General features: G+C 73.8%; 15 protein-coding genes. 11 read left to right on the top strand and 4 right to left on the bottom strand.

The window, feature by feature from the left end; all coding sequences use genetic code 11:
- Window positions 1–125: 125 nt before the first annotated feature.
- Together V7S47_RS07125 and V7S47_RS07120 are read right to left on the bottom strand one after the other, a co-directional pair.
- Window positions 126–1,058 carry a DUF4349 domain-containing protein gene (locus tag V7S47_RS07125; RefSeq protein WP_336560920.1) on the bottom strand — a complete coding sequence of 311 codons (933 nt, stop codon included), beginning with the start codon at window positions 1,056–1,058 and terminating at the stop codon, window positions 126–128.
- A complete protein-coding gene (locus tag V7S47_RS07120) occupies window positions 1,055–1,990 on the bottom strand; it encodes a LysR family transcriptional regulator (RefSeq protein WP_336560919.1) in 936 nt (311 codons plus the stop codon). The genes V7S47_RS07125 and V7S47_RS07120 overlap by 4 nt, the downstream gene beginning before the upstream one ends.
- 97 nt (window positions 1,991–2,087) lie before the next feature.
- Here V7S47_RS07120 and V7S47_RS07115 point away from each other — a divergent pair, with 97 nt between their 5' ends.
- The 8 genes from V7S47_RS07115 (at window position 2,088) to V7S47_RS07080 (ending at window position 11,799) form a co-directional block, all read left to right on the top strand.
- Window positions 2,088–3,107: an acyl-CoA dehydrogenase family protein gene (locus tag V7S47_RS07115; RefSeq protein ID WP_336560918.1), complete on the top strand. Its 1,020-nt coding sequence runs from the start codon at window positions 2,088–2,090 to the stop codon at window positions 3,105–3,107.
- A gap of 136 nt (window positions 3,108–3,243) precedes the next feature.
- Window positions 3,244–4,359 carry a dimethylsulfone monooxygenase SfnG gene (gene sfnG, locus V7S47_RS07110; protein ID WP_336560917.1) on the top strand — a complete coding sequence of 372 codons (1,116 nt, stop codon included), beginning with the start codon at window positions 3,244–3,246 and terminating at the stop codon, window positions 4,357–4,359.
- Window positions 4,356–5,561, top strand: coding sequence for an SfnB family sulfur acquisition oxidoreductase (locus tag V7S47_RS07105; RefSeq protein ID WP_336560916.1), 1,206 nt, complete (start codon window positions 4,356–4,358; stop codon window positions 5,559–5,561). Before sfnG ends, V7S47_RS07105 begins: the two co-directional genes overlap by 4 nt.
- A 58-nt stretch (window positions 5,562–5,619) precedes the next feature.
- The gene (locus tag V7S47_RS07100; protein ID WP_336560915.1) at window positions 5,620–6,783 is read left to right on the top strand and encodes an LLM class flavin-dependent oxidoreductase; all 1,164 of its coding nucleotides are present in this window, start codon (window positions 5,620–5,622) and stop codon (window positions 6,781–6,783) included.
- Window positions 6,780–7,307: a flavin reductase family protein gene (locus tag V7S47_RS07095; protein ID WP_336560914.1), complete on the top strand. Its 528-nt coding sequence runs from the start codon at window positions 6,780–6,782 to the stop codon at window positions 7,305–7,307. The genes V7S47_RS07100 and V7S47_RS07095 overlap by 4 nt, the downstream gene beginning before the upstream one ends.
- 22 nt (window positions 7,308–7,329) lie before the next feature.
- Window positions 7,330–8,697: a protoporphyrinogen oxidase gene (gene hemG / locus V7S47_RS07090; protein ID WP_336560913.1), complete on the top strand. Its 1,368-nt coding sequence runs from the start codon at window positions 7,330–7,332 to the stop codon at window positions 8,695–8,697.
- A gap of 40 nt (window positions 8,698–8,737) precedes the next feature.
- Window positions 8,738–10,177, top strand: a complete 1,440-nt coding sequence (locus tag V7S47_RS07085) for an MFS transporter (protein WP_336560912.1) — start codon at window positions 8,738–8,740, stop codon at window positions 10,175–10,177.
- A gap of 143 nt (window positions 10,178–10,320) precedes the next feature.
- Window positions 10,321–11,799: an Ig-like domain repeat protein gene (locus V7S47_RS07080; protein ID WP_336560911.1), complete on the top strand. Its 1,479-nt coding sequence runs from the start codon at window positions 10,321–10,323 to the stop codon at window positions 11,797–11,799.
- Here the strand turns inward: V7S47_RS07080 and V7S47_RS07075 are convergent.
- Entirely contained in the window at window positions 11,778–12,668 is an 891-nt protein-coding gene (locus V7S47_RS07075; RefSeq protein ID WP_336560910.1) for an AraC family transcriptional regulator, read from the bottom strand. The genes V7S47_RS07080 and V7S47_RS07075 overlap by 22 nt on opposite strands.
- A gap of 106 nt (window positions 12,669–12,774) precedes the next feature.
- Here V7S47_RS07075 and hemQ point away from each other — a divergent pair, with 106 nt between their 5' ends.
- The 3 genes from hemQ to V7S47_RS07060 all read left to right on the top strand — a co-directional run bounded on the left by hemQ (window position 12,775) and on the right by V7S47_RS07060 (window position 15,316).
- Window positions 12,775–13,476: a hydrogen peroxide-dependent heme synthase gene (gene hemQ, locus V7S47_RS07070; RefSeq protein ID WP_336560909.1), complete on the top strand. Its 702-nt coding sequence runs from the start codon at window positions 12,775–12,777 to the stop codon at window positions 13,474–13,476.
- Between the two features lie 289 nt (window positions 13,477–13,765).
- Window positions 13,766–14,662, top strand: a complete 897-nt coding sequence (locus tag V7S47_RS07065; RefSeq protein WP_336560908.1) for a hypothetical protein — start codon at window positions 13,766–13,768, stop codon at window positions 14,660–14,662.
- A gap of 12 nt (window positions 14,663–14,674) precedes the next feature.
- Window positions 14,675–15,316, top strand: coding sequence for a hypothetical protein (locus V7S47_RS07060; RefSeq protein WP_336560907.1), 642 nt, complete (start codon window positions 14,675–14,677; stop codon window positions 15,314–15,316).
- A gap of 44 nt (window positions 15,317–15,360) precedes the next feature.
- On the opposite strand, the gene V7S47_RS07055 is transcribed toward V7S47_RS07060, so the two are convergent.
- Window positions 15,361–17,133 carry an FAD-binding protein gene (locus V7S47_RS07055; RefSeq protein WP_336560906.1) on the bottom strand — a complete coding sequence of 591 codons (1,773 nt, stop codon included), beginning with the start codon at window positions 17,131–17,133 and terminating at the stop codon, window positions 15,361–15,363.
- Between the last annotated feature and the right edge of the window lie 71 nt (window positions 17,134–17,204).

The raw sequence follows: 17,204 nt of genomic DNA, 5'->3' as shown, positions 1-17,204 counted from the left end.
GGCGCCAGAGAGTTTCATCGGCTGGCCGACAGACCTCATGCCGGGACGACAAAGGTTCATCGTCCAGGGAGGAGTTTCGTCGGCCAGCCGATGAAACTCTCATCGGCCCGACCGGGCCGATCGGCCTAGGCCGCGGGCGCGGTCGGCGGTGCGGCCGGGCGGCGGCGCAGCCAGCGCAGCAGCGCGACACCGGGTACGGCGAGGACGAGCAGCACCAGGGTCCACGGCAGCACTGCGCCGAAAAAGGTGGCGAAGCCGACGCCGAACGTCCTCAGCGCGTCCCAGCCGGCGTCGAGCCCGGTGAGGAAGCCGGCCTCGTCCTGCTCCTTCTCGTCCGCGGCCGGCTTCTTCTCGGTGCGCTCGACCGAGACGGAGATCGTCGACATCGAGGTCTGCGAGGCCAGCACCGTCTGCTTCCGCTCCAGAGCGGCGAGGTCGGCCTGGCGCTGGGAGAGCTGGGCCTCGATGCTCACGATGTCGCGGATGCTCTCGGCCCGGTCCAGCAGGAGGGCGATCCGCTCGATGCTGCGGCGCTGGACCCGGACCCGGACGTCCACGTCGAGGACCTCGGTCGTGACGTCCTTGCTGTCGGCGCCGGACGAGACCAGGGTGGCGGTCCCCTTCAGCGCTTGCATCGCCTCGTCGAAGCGGGCCGAGGGCACGCGGAGCACCATCTGCGACCGCACCAGCGCGCCCTTCCGGTCGGTCTCGGCCTGGTCGGTCTCGACCCGGCCCGCCACCGTGTCGACCACCCGGCGGACGTCGAGGACGGCCTGGGCGACGTCCTTGCTGCGGAGCGCGACGTCGCCGGTCGAGATCACCGAGCGCGCCTCGGCGTCGGGGGCGGTCTGCGACACGACGTCCGCGCGCGCCGGGTCGGCGGCGCTGTCCTCGTCGTACGCCGTCAGGGCCTCGGGCTCGGCCGGCGCCTCGGAGGTCGACTCGTCGTACTGGGCGCTCGCGCCGGCCGAGTCGCCGCCCCCGTCGCCGTCCGAGGACGAGCAGGCGGTGAGGGCGAGGAGCGCGGTGGCGGCGACGGCGGCGAGGGTGCGTCTCATGCGGTCTCGGACGCCACCGGGCGAGAGGTGGTTCCCTCCTGCGTGCGGGCCCGGGCGACCAGGGCGGCGGCCAGGTCGCGCACCGGCTGCGGGACGTGCTGCTGGCGGCGCTGCCGCAGCACGAGCGTCACGGCGGTGCTGTCGTGTCGCAGCGGACGATGGGTGATCAGGCCGGCCCGCTCCAGGGGATCGCCGGCGACGCTGTAGTGGGGGAGCACGGTGACCCCGAGGCCCTCGGCGACCATGGTCTTGCCGAGCTCGGCCCCGTCGGTCGTGTAGGAGATCTCGGGCATGTCGACGCCGAAGAGCCGGTGCGCGAAGCGGTGCATGAGGTAGCCGGCCCGCATCGCCACGAAAGGCTCGGCGCGCAGCTGCTCGGTCGTCACCTCCTCGTACGCCGCCAGCGGGTGGCCGGCCGGCAGCACCGCCACCGGGCGTCCGTGCACCAGGCCGAGGTCGACCAGGTCGGGTGGGGTGTCGTCGCCGGCGAGCACGTTGACCAGGCCGAGGTCGAGGGCCCCCTCCCGCAGCCCCTGGTCGATCTCGCCCTGCTGGATGTTGAGGACCTCGGCGGTGCGGCCGGGGTGGGCGGCCCGGAAGTCGCGGACCGCGGGGACCAGCACGGTCGAGGTCGCCGCGCTCACCGTGCCGACCCGGACCACGTGGTGGCCGGCGGCCTGGTCGCCTGCGGCGGTGCGCAGCCGGTCGACGGCCTCCAGGACCTCGACCATGTTCTGCAGCAGCTCGCGGCCGCGGCGGCTGATCCGGGCTCCGGAGCGGCGTCGGTCGAGCAGGATCACGCCGAGCTCGCGCTCCAGCTTGGAGACCGCCTCGCTGAGGGCGGGCTGGGAGACGTGGAGGCTCTCGCTCGCCTTGCGGAGCGAGCCGTACTGGGTGACGGCGGCGATGTACTCGAGCTGCTCGATGCGCACGGACTGCCTCTTGCTCTCTGCGTTAAGTCTAGTAAATTAGTTTAGAAAGTATGTGAAGTTCAGGATTCTACTGCTCCACCACCAGGAGGGGTCGGCCATGACCACCCAGTCGGCCCGGCACGTGCCGGACCTGTCCGTCTCGACCGCGCCCGTCACCGGCGAGGGGTGGGTCGCGCGCGCGTGCGCCGTCGCCACCCAGCTCGCCGTCGGCGCGATCGGGTGTGACCAGGTCGCACCCGCGCCGGACGCCGAGGTGCGGCTGCTGAAGGACTCGGGCCTGGTCGGACTGCTCGGGCCCGAGGAGTACGGCGGCGGCGGGCAGACCTGGTCGACCGCGCTCCGGGTCGTCCGGGCCGTCGCGGCCGCCGACAGCGTGGTCGCGCAGCTGCTCGGCTACCACTACCTGTGGGCGGCGACCCGGGATGCGGCCACCCTCGCCCGCCTGACGCAGGAGGCCCTGCTCGTCACGGGCGCCCTCGACCCGCGCGCGGTCGGCCTGCGGGCCCGTGAGGTCGGCGACGACCTGGTGCTCCTGGGTGCCGCCTCGTTCCCCGCGGGTGGCTGCGCCAGCGACCGGGCCGTGCTGGTCGGCGTCGTCGACGGCAGTGGACGGCGGGTCGCCACGGTCGTCCCCACCGACCAGGCCGGGATCCACTTCCTCGGTGCACCGGGCGAGGCGGGTCGCGCGGAGGTCGGGGACGCCCTGGTCGACGGGGTGCGGGTAGGGGTGGGCGCGTCCGACGAGGAGCCCGAGCGACTCTTCCCGCTCGTGCAGCTGCTCTTCGCCCACCTCTACCTCGGCCTCGTCGATGGTGCGCTCGCGACGGCCGCGGCGGGCGTCCGGGACCTTCCGGACCGCCGGCACGCCGTGCTCGCCGCGTCGTCCGAGCTGCGTGGCCGCCTCGCGGTCGCTGAGGCGCTCGTCGAGCGGGCGGTCGGCCTGCTCGGCGGGGATCGCGACCCCGAGCTGACGGCCTCGGCCGGTGCGGCTCGTCGGGTCGCCCTCGACCTGGGTCTCGAGGTCGGTGTCGCGCTCGACGTCTGGGTCGACGGTCCCGAGGCCTGGTGGCGCGGCCTGCACGCCCGACGACGACACGATCCGGCCGCTCGGGACTGAAGGGCAGCGGGGTGATCGGTTTCGCCGATCACCCCGTCGCCACGCTCTGCCGCGCCGTGAGCCGCCTTGCCTTGCATCGGGCGTCAATGTCCATCAAGGTTATGAACATAAGAGGTCAAGTGGAGGAGTCGCCCCGATGAACGCAGCGAACGAACCGGTCCGTGAGCCCCTGAAGTTCGCGTACTGGGTGCCCAACGTCAGTGGCGGGCTCGTCGTCAGCAAGATCGAGCAGCGCACCGACTGGGGCTACGACTACAACAAGCGGCTGGCCCAGCTCGCCGAGGTGAACGGGTTCGAGTACGCCCTGTCGCAGGTGCGCTACATCGCGTCGTACGGCGCGGCCTACCAGCACGAGTCCACCAGCATCAGCCTCGCCATCGCGTTGGCGACCGAGCGGCTGAAGGTGATCGCCGCCGTCCACCCCGGTCTGTGGCAGCCCGGGGTGCTCGCCAAGCTGGTCGCCAGCGCCGACGTGATGACCGGGGGCCGGATGGCCGTCAACGTCGTCAGCGGCTGGTTCAAGGACGAGTTCACCAAGCTGGGCGAGCCGTGGCTCGAGCACGGGGAGCGCTACCGCCGCTCCGAGGAGTTCATCCGCTACCTGCGCGAGATCTGGACCTCCGAGCAGGCCGAGTACTCCGGCGACTTCTACCGGCTCCACGACTTCGACCTGAAGCCGAAGCCGGTCGCGGCCGAGGGTCGCCCGCACCCCGAGATCTTCATGGGCGGCAACTCCACCGACGCCCGCGGGATGGGTGGCCGGGTCGCCGACTGGTACTTCATGAACGGCAACACCCCCGAGGGGATCTCCGAGCAGGTCAGCGATGTCGGCGAGGTCGCCCAGGTCCACGGCCGGTCGGTCCGCTTCGGCGTGAACGGCTTCGTCGTGGCCCGCGACACCGAGGCCGAGGCCCGCGACGTGCTGCGCGAGATCATCGACAAGGCCGATCGTGAGGCCGTCGAGGGCTTCGGCTCGGCCGTCAAGCAGGCCGGGCAGGCGACCGGGGACAAGAAGGGCATGTGGCAGGACTCCGAGTTCGCCGACCTCGTCCAGTACAACGACGGCTTCCGCACCGGCCTGGTCGGCACGCCCGAGCAGATCGCCGAGCGGATGCTCGAGTACAAGCGGCGCGGCGTGCACCTCATCCTCTGCGGCTTCCTGCACTACCTGGAGGACGTCGAGTACTTCGGCACCCACGTCCTCCCGATCGTCCGCGAGCTCGAGGCCGCCGAGCTGGAGCGGGTGGGATGACGACGCTGGTCACCCCCGGCACCGTCCCCGTCCTCGACGCCGAACGGGCGGTCGAGGAGGCGGCGCGGCTCGGTGCCGCGCTGGCCGTCGACGCCGCGGAGCGCGACGCCCACCGCCTGCTGCCCGCGGAGGAGCTCGACGTCCTGTCGCGCTCCGGCCTGCTCGCGATCACCGTCCCCCAGGAGTACGGCGGTGCCGGGCTCGGCGCGGGCACGGTGGCCCAGGTGATGCGCCTGCTGGCGGTCGGCGACCCCAGCGTGGCCCAGATCCCGCAGAGCCACTTCGTCTACGTCGGGGTGCTGCGCCACCAGGGCACCAGCGCCCAGCAGGCCTTCTTCCTCGGCGAGGTGCTGGCCGGCCGCCGCCTCGGCAACGCCCAGTCCGAGACCGGGACGAAGCACGTCCGCGACTTCCGCACCACCCTGCGCCCGGCCGGCGAGGACCGCTGGGTGCTCGACGGGGTCAAGGGGTACAGCACCGGCGCTCTCTTCGCCGACTGGATTCCGGTGCTCGCGCACCTCGGGGAGGACGGACCGATGCACGTGGCCTGGGTCGACCGCCACGCCGACGGCGTGAGCGTCCTCGACGACTGGGACGGGCTCGGCCAGCGCACGACCGCGAGCGGCACGGTCCGCCTCGAGGGCGTGAGCGTCCACGCGTCGCGGATCACGCCGTACCACCTGACCTTCGAGGGGCCGCAGACCTTCGGCGCCTTCGCCCAGCTGCTGCACGCCGCGATCGACGCCGGCATCGCCCGGGCCGCGCTCAGCGAGGCCGCACACTTCGTGAGCACCCGCAGCCGGCCCTACCCCGACGCCGGGGTCGACCGGGCCGCCGACGACCCGCTCGTCGTCCAGGCCTTCGGCGAGATGGAGCTGGAGGTGCGCGCGGCGGAGGCGCTGCTCGCCGAGGCCGGGCTGGCCGTCGAGGACGCCGACCGCGACCTGGGGCCCGAGAGCGCGGGCGAGGCCAGCCTCGCCGTGGCCGCCGCGCGTGCCGCCGGGGCCCGGGCCGCCGTCGGGGTGAGCAGTCGGCTCTTCGAGGTCGCCGGCACCCGTTCCGCGCTGGCGTCGCTCAACCTCGACCGGCACTGGCGCAACGCCCGCACCCACACCCTGCACGACCCGGCTGCCTGGAAGGTCCAGCACCTCGGCCGGTACGCCGTGGACGGGACCCTCCCGCCCAACCACGGCCAGCTCTGAGTCTCGATACGCCCGCTCGTTCCTCACGGGCTACTCGACCACCGGAAGGAAGAAACGTATGAGCCACCTGAAGTTCCACTGGTTCCTCCCCACCAACGGCGGCGACGGACGCAACGTCGTCGGCGGCGGCCACGGGGCCGACGTGATCGGCTCGGGCCGGCCGGCCTCGGTGGCCTACCTCGGCCAGATCGCCCGCAGTGCCGAGCAGCTGGGCTTCGAGGCCGCGCTGACCCCGACCGGCGCGTGGTGCGAGGACGCCTGGATCTCGACGGCGATGCTCAGCTCGCTCTCCGAGCGGCTGAAGTTCCTGGTGGCCTTCCGCCCCGGGCTGACGGCGCCGTACCTCGCGGCCCAGATGGCGGGCAGCTTCCAGAACCTCTCCGGTGGCCGGCTGCTGCTCAACGTCGTCACCGGCGGGGAGAGCCACGAGCAGCGGATGTTCGGCGACTTCCTCGACAAGGACGGCCGCTACGCGCGCTGCGACGAGTTCCTCGAGGTCGTGCGCCGACTCTGGACCGGCGACACCGTCGACTTCGAGGGCGAGCACTTCCGGGTCGAGGACGCCGTCCTCAGCCAGATCCCGGACCCGCTGCCGCTCATCTACTTCGGCGGCTCGTCGCCGGCCGCGCTGGACGTCGCGGCCAAGCACGCCGACGTCTACCTCACCTGGGGCGAGCCGCCGGCCGCCGTCGCCGAGAAGATCGCCCGGGTCCGCGAGAAGGCGGCCGAGCAGGGCCGCGAGCTGCGCTTCGGCATCCGGCTGCACACCATCGCCCGCGACACCTCCGCGGCCGCCTGGGCCGAGGCCGACCGGCTGCTCGAGAACATCTCGGAGGAGGACATCGCCCGTGTCCAGGCCGGTCTGAAGCGCTCGGAGTCCGAGGGCCAGCGTCGGATGCTCGACCTCAACCAGGGCAGCAAGGACGGCCTCGAGATCCACCCCAACCTCTGGGCCGGGGTCGGCCTGGTCCGCGGGGGCGCGGGCACGGCCATGGTCGGCAGTCACGCCGAGATCGCCGACCTCGTCGAGCAGTACGCCGAGGTCGGCATCGAGGAGTTCGTGCTCTCGGGCTACCCCCACCTCGAGGAGTCCTACTGGTTCGGCGAGGGCGTGCTGCCCGAGCTGGCCCGCCGCGGCCTCTGGGAGCACCCCGCGCCCACGACCGGCGCCACCGCCTCGGTGCCGTTCGGTGCCCCGGCACGGAAGGCGGCCGCGTCGTGAGTCGCCCCGGCACGGCCGTCGCCCACGAGCTCACCACCAACCAGGACCTCGACCCCACCCGGTTGCGGGAGGCCTTCGGGATCTTCCCGAGCGGGGTGGTGGCGGTCGCGGCCGAGGTCGACGGCGCCCTGACCGGGCTCGCCGCCAGCTCCTTCACCTCGGTGAGCCTGGAGCCGCCGCTGGTGTCGTTCTCGATCGCCAACAGCTCCAAGACCTGGCCCGACCTGCGCCGGGCCAGCCACCTCGGCGTGACGATCCTGGCCGACCACCACGGCCCGCTCTGCCGCCAGCTCGCCGGACCGGTCGCGCAGCGCTTCGACGGCGTACCGGTCAGCGTGAGCGGGGAGGGCGCGGTCACCCTCGACGAGGGGCTGGCCCGCTTCGACTGCACGATCTACCGCGAGGTCGAGGCCGGCGACCACACGATCGTGCTGCTGGAGCTGCACGCGGTCGAGCACGCCGACACCTCGCTGCCGCTGGTCTTCCACCGCAGCGGCTTCGGGCGGCTCTCCGACACCGCCTGACCCCGGGGCATAGCCTCGGGGCGTGAGCCCTCGCACCGTCGTCGTCGGGGCCGGCATCGCCGGCCTCACCGCCGCCCGCGACCTGGTGGCCGCGGGCCACGAGGTCGTCGTGCTGGAAGCCACCGACCGCGTCGGTGGGAAGCTCCGCCGCGAGCCGGTCGCCGGCGTCACGGTCGACGTCGGTGCGGAGGCGATGCTGCACCGCCGCTCCGAGGGCGTCGACCTGGCCCGGGCGGTCGGGCTGGCCGTCGAGCACCCGGCGGTCGTCTCCTCGCGGATCTGGTCGCGGGGTGTGCTTCGCCCGCTCCCGCGCTCGCTGATGGGCGTTCCGCTCGACCTCGACGCGCTGGCCGCCTCCGAGGTGCTCAGCCCCGAGGGACTGGCCCGGGTCCGGCAGGAGCCGTCGCTGCCCCCGGAGCCCGCGGCGGCGTTCGACGAGGACCTGACGGTCGGCGACCTGGTCGACCGACGGTTCGGGCCCGAGGTCACCGACCGGCTCGTGGAGCCCCTGCTCGGCGGCGTGTACGCCGGCCAGGCCCGCCGGATCTCGGCCCGCGCGGCCGTGCCGCAGCTGCTCGCGCTGGCCCGTCGCGGGTCCGTGCTCGAGCGGGCCGCGGCCCTGCCGCCGTCGTACGACGGGCCGGTCTTCGCGGGCCTGCCCGGCGGGATGGGGTCGCTGCCGGAGGCGGTGGCGGCCGGACTGGACGTCCGCACCGGCGTGACCGTGCGGGCCCTGGAGCGGACACCCACCGGTTTCCGGCTGGTCACCGGTCCGACGACCGACCCGGTCGCCGTCGAGGCCGGCGCGGTCGTGCTCGCGACGCCGGCCGCGCCGAGCGCCCGGCTGCTGGCGGACGTGGCGCCGGTTGCGGCGACCGAGCTGGCCGCGATCGAGGCGGCGTCGATGGTGGTGGTCACCTTCGCGTTCCGGGTCGCCGACGCGGGACATCTGGACGACCTCGGCTCGTCCGGCTTCCTGGTGCCGCCGGTCGAGGGGCGCCGGATCAAGGCGTCGACCTTCTCCTTCGCCAAGTGGGCCTGGGTGCGCGAGGCCGGGCGCGAGGCCGGACTGCTGTTCCTGCGGACCTCGCTCGGGCGGCACGGCGAGGAGGTCGCGCTCCAGGCGAGTGACGAGGAGCTGGTCGCGTGGTCGCTCGCCGACCTGGCCGACGCCACCGGCCTGCGGGCCGTGCCCGTCGACGTGCACGTGCAGCGGTGGGGCGGTGGGCTGCCGCAGTACGCCCTCGGGCACCTCGACCGGATCGCGCGGGCCCGCGCGGCGGTGGCCTCCGTCCCCGGCCTGGCCGTGTGCGGGGCGTCGTACGACGGGGTGGGGATCCCGGCCGTGATCGGCTCGGCCCGGGCCGCGGTGGCGCAGATCACCGGCTGACCGGGGAATGCCCCCTGATGGTTGACGGTTGCAACGGTCCGTGACCTCTGCCTTGGATCGACGGACCGACTACCGGATCACCTTCGTGGTGCTGCTGCTGGGAGTGGCGTCGTTCTCGCTGCTCCAGTCGATGGTGAACCCGGTGCTGCCGACCATCGCGCGCGAGCTCGAGACCGACCAGGCGACCGCGACCTGGGTGCTCACGGCGTACCTGCTCTCCGCCTCGGTCTTCACCCCGATCATCGGCCGGGTCGGCGACAAGGTCGGCAAGGAGAAGATGCTCGTCTTCGCGCTGTCCGCCCTCGCGGTCGGCTCCCTGGTCGCCGCGCTCGCGCCGTCCATCGGGGTGCTGATCGCCGCCCGCGCGGTGCAAGGGATCGGCGGCGGCGTGCTGCCGCTGACCTTCGGGATCATCCGCGACGAGTTCCCGCGCGAGAAGGTCGCGGGCGCGGTCGGCGTCTCCGGCGCGCTGCTCGCCGTCGGCGGTGGCATCGGCCTGGTCCTCGCCGGCCCGCTGGTCGACGCGCTGAGCTACCACTGGCTCTTCTGGCTGCCCATGATCATCACCGTGCTCGCCGCGGTCGCGGCCGCCGTACTCGTGCCGGAGTCGCCGGAGCGCACCCCGGGTCGCATCAACGTCGGCTCGGCGCTGCTGCTCTCGGCCTGGCTGGTCGCGCTGCTGCTCGGCGTCAGCCAGGGCCACAGCTGGGGCTGGGGCTCGGTCGAGGTCGTCGCCCTGTTCGTGGCCGCCGCGGTGCTGCTGCCGGTCTGGGTGCTGGCCGAGGCCCGCAGCGCCGATCCGCTCGTGGACATGAAGATGATGCGGATCCCCACGGTGTGGACCGTCAACCTGGTCGCCCTGCTCTTCGGCATGGGGATGTACAGCATGTTCGCCTTCCTGCCCGCCTTCCTCCAGGTGCCCGAGGCGGCCGGCTACGGCTTCGGTGCGTCGGTCACCGAGTCCGGCCTGCTCCTGCTGCCCCAGACCGTCGCGACCTTCCTGGCCGGGCTGCTCTCCGGTCGGCTGGCCGCCCGCTACGGCTCCAAGCCGCTGCTGTTCGTCGGCGCCGCGCTCACCGCGCTGGGCACCCTCGGACTGGTCGTCGCCCACGACCAGGTCTGGCAGGTCGTCGTCGAGACCACGATCCTCGGCTTCGCCTTCGGCCTGGCCTTCGCCGCGATGTCGAACCTGGTCGTCGAGGCCGTGCCGCAGTCGCAGACCGGTGTCGCCAGCGGCATGAACGCCAACATCCGCACCGTCGGCGGCGCGATCGGCAGCGCCGTGCTCGCCACCGTCGTCACCTCCGGCGCCCGCCCCGACGGGATCCCCGTCGAGGCCGGCTACACCCACGGCTTCGCCGTCTTGGTCGGTACGGCGACGCTCGCCGCGATCGTGGCCCTCTTCGTCCCGGTCGTGCGCGCCCGGACCCACGTCGTCCCCGGCCCGCAGGCCGAGGCTGAGCTGGCGGCCGCCCGGTAGCCCGGGTCCTCGTCGAACGACGCGAGATGGCTCCTCAGGACGCCCCGGGCGAGCCATCTCGCGTCACTCGACAGCAGGGGCGCGACCAGTCAGGACTCCTAGTAAGGTGAGGCTTACCTAACTCATCTGTCCTCGGAGGATCCATGCGCCCCACCCGTACGGCCGCCGCGCTCACCGCGCTGGTGGCCGCCACCGCCGCCCTGTCCGTCACCGCCGCGCCGGCCCAGGCCGCGGAGGTCTCCGTCACGGGCGTGCAGTTCCGCTGGGGCTTCAACCACGAGTCCAACAACCGCGGCGCGGCCCCGGGCACGTTCAACCTGTTCTCGGCCGGCAAGCTCGGGAACCCCGGGTCCTCCCAGCTGCTGTCGAACGCCAACGAGGGCACCACCTGGGCAGGCGGCCAGGCCGCTGGCTGGAAGCCCCGGCTGGGCAACGTCCACATCGAGAAGCTGCGGGCCGACGGCGGCTACGCCCCGGCGACCTGGGCCGGGACGAAGACCGACAAGGACGGCGTGAGCCTCGCGCCGTACTCGAGCAGCACCAAGTTCTCCGAGCACCAGGTCGTGATCGACAACGGCACGGGCACGCTCGACGCCGAGGCGGACTCCGTCGACATCAGCTGGGACGGCGACTTCACGGTCGTCTACTACTCCGGCTACACGTTCTTCTACGTCAGCGACCCGACGCTGACCGTCGAGGACGGCGTCGGCACGGTGACCGCGACGCTGGGCGGCTACGGCACCGACATGGACGACATGTCGCAGTGGGTCCAGCTGCCCGACACCCAGGTCACCCTGGCCACGCTGTCCGGTGTCGACGTGACGGCCGAGGGCCTGGTCGCCACGCCGGCCTACCGCGAGGTCGTGTACGACGCGCCCGCCCAGGGGGTCCAGCAGGTCCGCACCGGTGACTGGTGGGGCTCGTTCCCGACCAGCTTCGCGAACTTCCAGCAGCTGACCGGCCAGGGCGCGTACTGGTACTCCTCCGGGGGTTCGGTCGACAAGAACAAGCTGGCGCTCCCGCTGACCGTCGACACCACCCCGGCCCCCCACGAGGAGCCGAAGGCCGCGTCCACGCTCGGCGTCTCGGCCCCGGCCACGTCGTACGGTCGCGCGAGCCGCGTCACCGTCGCGGTCACCCCTGCGACCGCGACCGGCACCGTCACCCTGACCGGAGTGGGCGGTGCCCTGACCGCACCCGTCGCGGGCGGTCGCGCGACCTTCGCGCTGCCGGCCGCCCTGCGCCCGGGCCGCTACGCGCTGCGGGCGTCGTACGCCGGCGACGACCGGCTGCTGGCCGCCTCGGCGGCCGGGGCGCTGAGCGTCGCCAAGGCGGGCGTCGCCAAGCCGCGGCTGAAGGTCACCACCAAGCCGACCCGCCGCAAGCGCGGCCAGGTGGTGGTCACCGTCGCGTCGGCGACGCCCGCCGCCGCGAGCGGCCGGGTCACGCTGAAGCTGACGTCCGGCAAGGCCCGCAAGGCGGTCCGGGCCACGCTCACGCGTGGCCGGGCGACGGTCCGCCTCCCGAGGCTGGCGACGGGGAGGTGGAAGGTCGCCGTGGCCTACGCGGGCTCCGCGACGCATGCCTCCGCGGCGAAGGCCTACACGGTGCGGGTGCGCTGAGCGGACTCCACGGGCAGCCACAGCTCGGTCGTGGCGGTGCTGAAGTCGTCGGCGCGCTCCAGCACCGCCACCATCTCCGGCCCGGGACGCAGCCGCCACGGGTTCGACGGGAACCAGCTGGTCGCGGTCGCGGCCCAGGTCTCCTGCAGCGCCGCGGGGTAGGACCCGCTGCTCCGGAAGACCGCCCAGGTCCCGGCGGCGACCTCGATCACGTCGAGGTCGTCCGGGACGTCGCCGTCGCGGGCGACGCCGTGCAGGTAGGTCAGCGGTGATCCCTCGTGCCGGTCCGGGTCGAGGTCGTCGCTGACCGCCAGCAGGCCGGCGGGCTCGCGGTCGGAGAGGGCCTTCAGCCGGAGGTGCTCCTCGGGCGCGACGGCGCCGACGAATCTCTGGATGGCGGTGTTGACGCCGGCGTGGACCAGCGGCACGCGCGTGGCCCGGCCGACCAGCCGGAACGCGTCGGACTCGACGATGCGGGTGTCCATGGGGGTGCTCCCTTCGACGCTCAGGGCGAACCTGAGCCGCGGTTGTGTGCGGAGGGGGCCGCCGTCGCGTCGTACGTCGGACGGGCCGGCGCCGTGCACCGAGCGGAACGCCCGGCCGAACGCCTCGGTCGAGCCGTACCCGTGCCGCACCGCGATCGTCAGCAGGTCCTCGCGCCCGGCGACGACGGCGCCCGCGGCGACCGTCATCCGGCGCCGGCGGACGTACTCCGACAGCGGCATCCCGGCCAGGGCCGAGAACATCCGGCGCAGGTGGTGCTCGGTGGTCGCGAGGTCCCGGGCGAGTACGGCGACGTCCAGCTCGCCGGGGTCCGTCGTCAGGTGCTCCTCGACCACCGCGACGACCCGGTTCAGCTCCGCGATCACGGCCGCCTCCTCTCTGTCCGGACCAGCGTCACCGATCCCCGGGACCTACGTCCCGATCATCCGTGCCCGCTCCGGTCGGGCGGGAGGCGCGGGGCAGAATGGGGCCATGACGTCGAACGCCGCCCGGGTCAAGGAGATCAACGCCTCCATCCGCTACACGATGTGGTCGGTCTTCCGGCTCGACTCCGTGCTGGGGGAGGACGCCGACCGCGCTGCTGAGGCGGCCGAGGTCGAGAAGCTGTACGCCGAGCTCGCCGAGGCCGACGTCGTCGTCCGCGGCACCTACGACGTGAGCGGTCTGCGCGCCGACGCCGACGTGATGATCTGGGTGCACGCGACGACCTCGGAGGAGCTGCAGGCGGCCTACCACCGGTTCCGTCGTACGGCGTTCGGCCGCCGGCTCGCCCCCGTCTGGTCCCAGATGGCGCTGCACCGGCCGGCGGAGTTCAACAAGAGCCACGTCCCGGCCTTCCTCAGCGACGAGGAGCCGAAGCGGCACGTCAGCGTCTACCCGTTCGTCCGCTCCTACGAGTGGTACCTCCTCGAAGACGCCGACCGCCGCCGGATGCTCGCCGACCACGGCAAGATGGCGCGCGACTACGCCGACGTCCGCGCCAACACCGTGGCCAGCTTCTCGCTCGGCGACTACGAGTGGATCCTGGCCTTCGAGGCCGACGAGCTCTACCGGATCGTCGACCTGATGCGGCACCTGCGCGGCTCCGAGGCCCGCCGGCACGTCCGCGAGGAGGTGCCGTTCTACACCGGCGCGCTCACCCCCATCGCCGACCTGGTCCAGCTGCTGCCCTGACCGGAGGGGTCTCGGTGCTGGATGCTTTGGCCTCCCAGCGCAGGCTTCACCTGCCGGCCGGTGAATCATCCAGGCGGTCGGGGACGGGCCGCGTGGCGGTGAGCTGGCCACCGTTTGCCAGCGCCGATCGGTGGCTGACGCACCGCCGGTCCGGCGAGTCGCGGTTCCTGATGGGCAACCCCGGCACTGGGCGGCTGAAACTTCGGCCTCCCAGTGCCAGGTTCACCTGCCGGCCGGTGAATCATCCAGGCGGCCGGAACCCCACCGCCCGCCCCACCGTCCCAGGCCCATGAGGATCTGCGCGACCCCGGCCGCCCTGCTGCTCGCCCTGAGCGGACTGTGCGCCTGCGGCTCGGACCGGTACGCCGACCCGCCCGGGGGCGAGCCCGAGGGTGCGGTCGACCCGCTGCTGACCACGGCGTACCCGCTCACGGTGCTGGACGACGGTGGCGGCGCGGAGCTCTGCCTGGGCTCGGTGCTGGAGTCGATTCCGCCGCAGTGCGGTGGGCCCCGGCTGGTCGGCTGGGACTGGACGGAGCACGAGGGGCGGTTCGAGGAGGTCGGCGGCACGCGGTGGGGCGAGTTCGTGGTCACCGGGACCTACGACGGCGCGACGATGACGCCGACCGAGGTCGTGGCAGCAACGCTCGTGGGCGAGCCCGAGATCGACGAGCCCGCGGGGTTCACGACCCCCTGCCCGGAGCCGGACGGAGGCTGGCCGGTGCACGAGGGCGCGACGCAGGCGACCGTCGACCGGACGTTCGCCGCGGCCTCCCGCCTCGACGGGTACGCCGACTCGTGGCTCGATTCCACCCGCGACGGCCGGTCGCCGGAGCAGACCGACGAGGACCTCGCCGCCGGCGTCGGGGACGTCTCCGGCTGGACGGTCAACGTCCGGGTGAGCGGTGACCCGGCGGCGGCGGAGACCGAGCTGCGCGAGCTCTGGCGCGGCGCGTTGTGCGTGACCGGCGCCGAGCACGGCGCGCGCGAGCTCCGGCGGCTCCTGCGCGAGGTCCGGGCGCTCCCGGGGCTGCTCGTGTCCGGGATCGGCGACCAGCGGGTCGAGATCACCGTCGCCCACGATGACGGACGCCTGCAGCGGCGTCTCGACGAGGAGCACGGACCCGGGATGGTCGCGGTGGAGTCGGTGCTGAGGCCGGTCTCGGAACCGGGCCGCGCGGGCTAGCGTCTCAGGGCCATGAGGAAATTCGTGGCCATGGCCGCCCTGCTGCTCGCTCTGACCGGACTGACCGCCTGCGGCTCCGACGGGGACGACACCGCCGCCGACCCGGGCGCCTCCGGTGGCTCGACGAGCGACGCCTCCGCTGTGCCGTCCGAGGCTCCGCTGCCGGCCGGTTCGGTCCACACCGCCAACCTGGCGACGGTGATGGACACCGGGACGCCCGAGCTGTGCCTCGGCCCGGTCGCGGAGTCGTACCCGCCGCAGTGCGGCGGCCCCGAGATCGCCAACTGGGACTGGGCGACGCACGGGCAGGAGATGTTCGAGGAGCAGGACGGCACCCGCTGGGGGACCTACTCCGTCACCGGCGCCTGGGACGGCACGGCCTTCGAGGTCACCGACGCCGTCCCCGGCCCGCTCTACGACCCGGCCCCGCTGGAGCCGAGCGCGACCCCGACCCCCGAGAAGGTCTACTCCGCGGGCGAGCTGGAGGGCATCCGCACCGAGGTGGAGCAGCTGCCTGGCGCTCAGGGCGCCTACGTGGGCGAGGGGCAGGTCACCGTCGAGGTGATGTACGACGACGGCTCGCTGCAGGAGTGGGCCGACGAGGAGTACGGCGTGGGGGTCGTGCTGGTCACCGCACTCCTCGTCGACGCCTGACCGGGACCCGGGAGGGGGACAGCCGGGCCCGGCCGGTCAGGGGGTCAGACCGGGTGGTTGGCGACCATGACGCCGGTCGGGTCGAGCTGCTCGCGCAGCCGCGCCAGACGCACCCAGTCCTCGCCGTCGTAGAACGCGCTCGTGTCGACCCGGCTCTCCGCGAAGGTCGGCACCAGGCTGGCCGTCGACCACGGCGCCATCGCCGCGACCACGCCGCGGGCGGCGGCCCGGCCGGCGACCGCGGCCTCGGGGAACGGGGCGACCGCGACGCAGAACAGGGCGTACTCGCCGGGCACGTGCGACACCGCGCCGCCGCCCTCGACCGGTCGGGCGAAGGCACCGCCGAGGTGCCGCAGCTCGGCGAACGTCAGGCCGCTCGCGGTCCCCGGGCCGACCTGGTCCAGGAACGCGCCGAGCGCGGCGTCGGTCAGCTCGCCGAGCACGCGGTGGTCGGAGACCGCGGGGGTCGGGGCGGGGGGATCCAGGTGGACCTGCAGGAGCGCCGACGACGGCATCCGCGCGAAGGTGTCCATCTCGGGGGCGAGCGCGCGCAGCGGCGCCAGCACCTCGGCGGCCCGGTCGTCGTCCTCCAGGACGGCCCCGTCGACGATCACCAGGTCGCGGCCGCTGAGGAAGGGCGGCAGCTCCGGCAGCGGCGGGAAGCTCAGCACCCGCAGGCTGGTCGTGGCGGACTCCGGCGCCTCGCGGGACCAGGCGGCCCAGGCGCGGACCACCTCCGGGGCGCGCTCGCGGTCCCAGAGCAGCATGCCGGCGTACACGTCGGCGTAGGGGAGCAGGTCGAGCTCGAGCCCGACCACCACGCCGAGGTTGCCCCCGCCGCCACGGACGGCCCAGTAGAGGTCGGCGTGCTCCGTGGCGTCGGCGTGCACGAGCGCGCCGTCCGCAGTGACGACGTCGACCGCCCGGACCGAGTTGGCCGCGACGCCGTGCGTGCGTCCGTAGAACGAGAGTCCGCCCGAGAGGGCGTAGCCGGCGACGGCGACGTCGGCGGCGCTGCCGTGCAGCGCCGTCAGGCCGTACGGCGCCGCCGCGTCCACGACGTCCTGCCACAGCGTGCCGCCGACGACCGACGCGGTCCGCGCCGCGGCGTCGATGCTCACACCGGTCAACGACGAGAGGCGGACGACGACGACCTCGGAGAGGTCCTGCTCGGCCAGCGCCGAGGCGCCGTGGCCGGTGCTCTGCGGGGCCACCCGGAGGCCGGCCGCGGCGGCGGCGCGGACGACCGAGACGACCTCGGCGACCGAGGTGGGGATGGCGACGGCGGCGGGTCGCTGGTCGGCGGCGAGGTTCCAGGCACGGCGCGCGACGTCGTACCCGGGGTCGCCGGGGAGGTGGACCTCGCAGGCGCCGCGCAGGATGGCGGCGGGGGAGGAGGGGGTGGTGACGGTCATGGGGCTTCCTTCGTTCGGCTTCCGGGTGAGGAGGCGGGAGAGGCGTGACAGATACGCCCGGGTCGGGCGCCTGGTTGCGTGGTCTGGACCACGGGGCTCCCGGAGCACGGCCTCGAGGGCCACCTGCATGCCCGGGAGCGGGAGGCGGTGCGCGACGACGGTGATCGCCGGATCGGCGCCGGTCGCCTGGAGACGCTCGCCGAGCACGTCGAGTGCGCCGGTGGCCCCGACCGGGTCCAGGGCCAGGACACGGAGCGCGGCGAGGTCGGCGGGGCGGCACCCGCGCTCGGCGAGTGCCGCCTCGAGGCGAGCCAGCGAGAGCGCGACCTGGGCGGCGAGGTCGTCCTCGTGGAGCAGCCGCCCGGCGTCGTCCACCGGCCCGGTGAGGGAGATCGTCGTCATGGCCAGAACCCTCCGGCGTGGAGGCGGCGCCCGACCATCCCCGGCCAGCGGGGACTTCCGCGTCGACGACC

The sequence above is a fragment of the Nocardioides sp. CCNWLW216 genome (genome assembly GCF_037120545.1).
GTDB lineage: Bacteria > Actinomycetota > Actinomycetes > Propionibacteriales > Nocardioidaceae > Nocardioides > Nocardioides lianchengensis.
The sequence above is the reverse complement of the archived record's forward strand: the minus strand, read 5'-3'. Positions and strand labels throughout refer to the sequence as shown.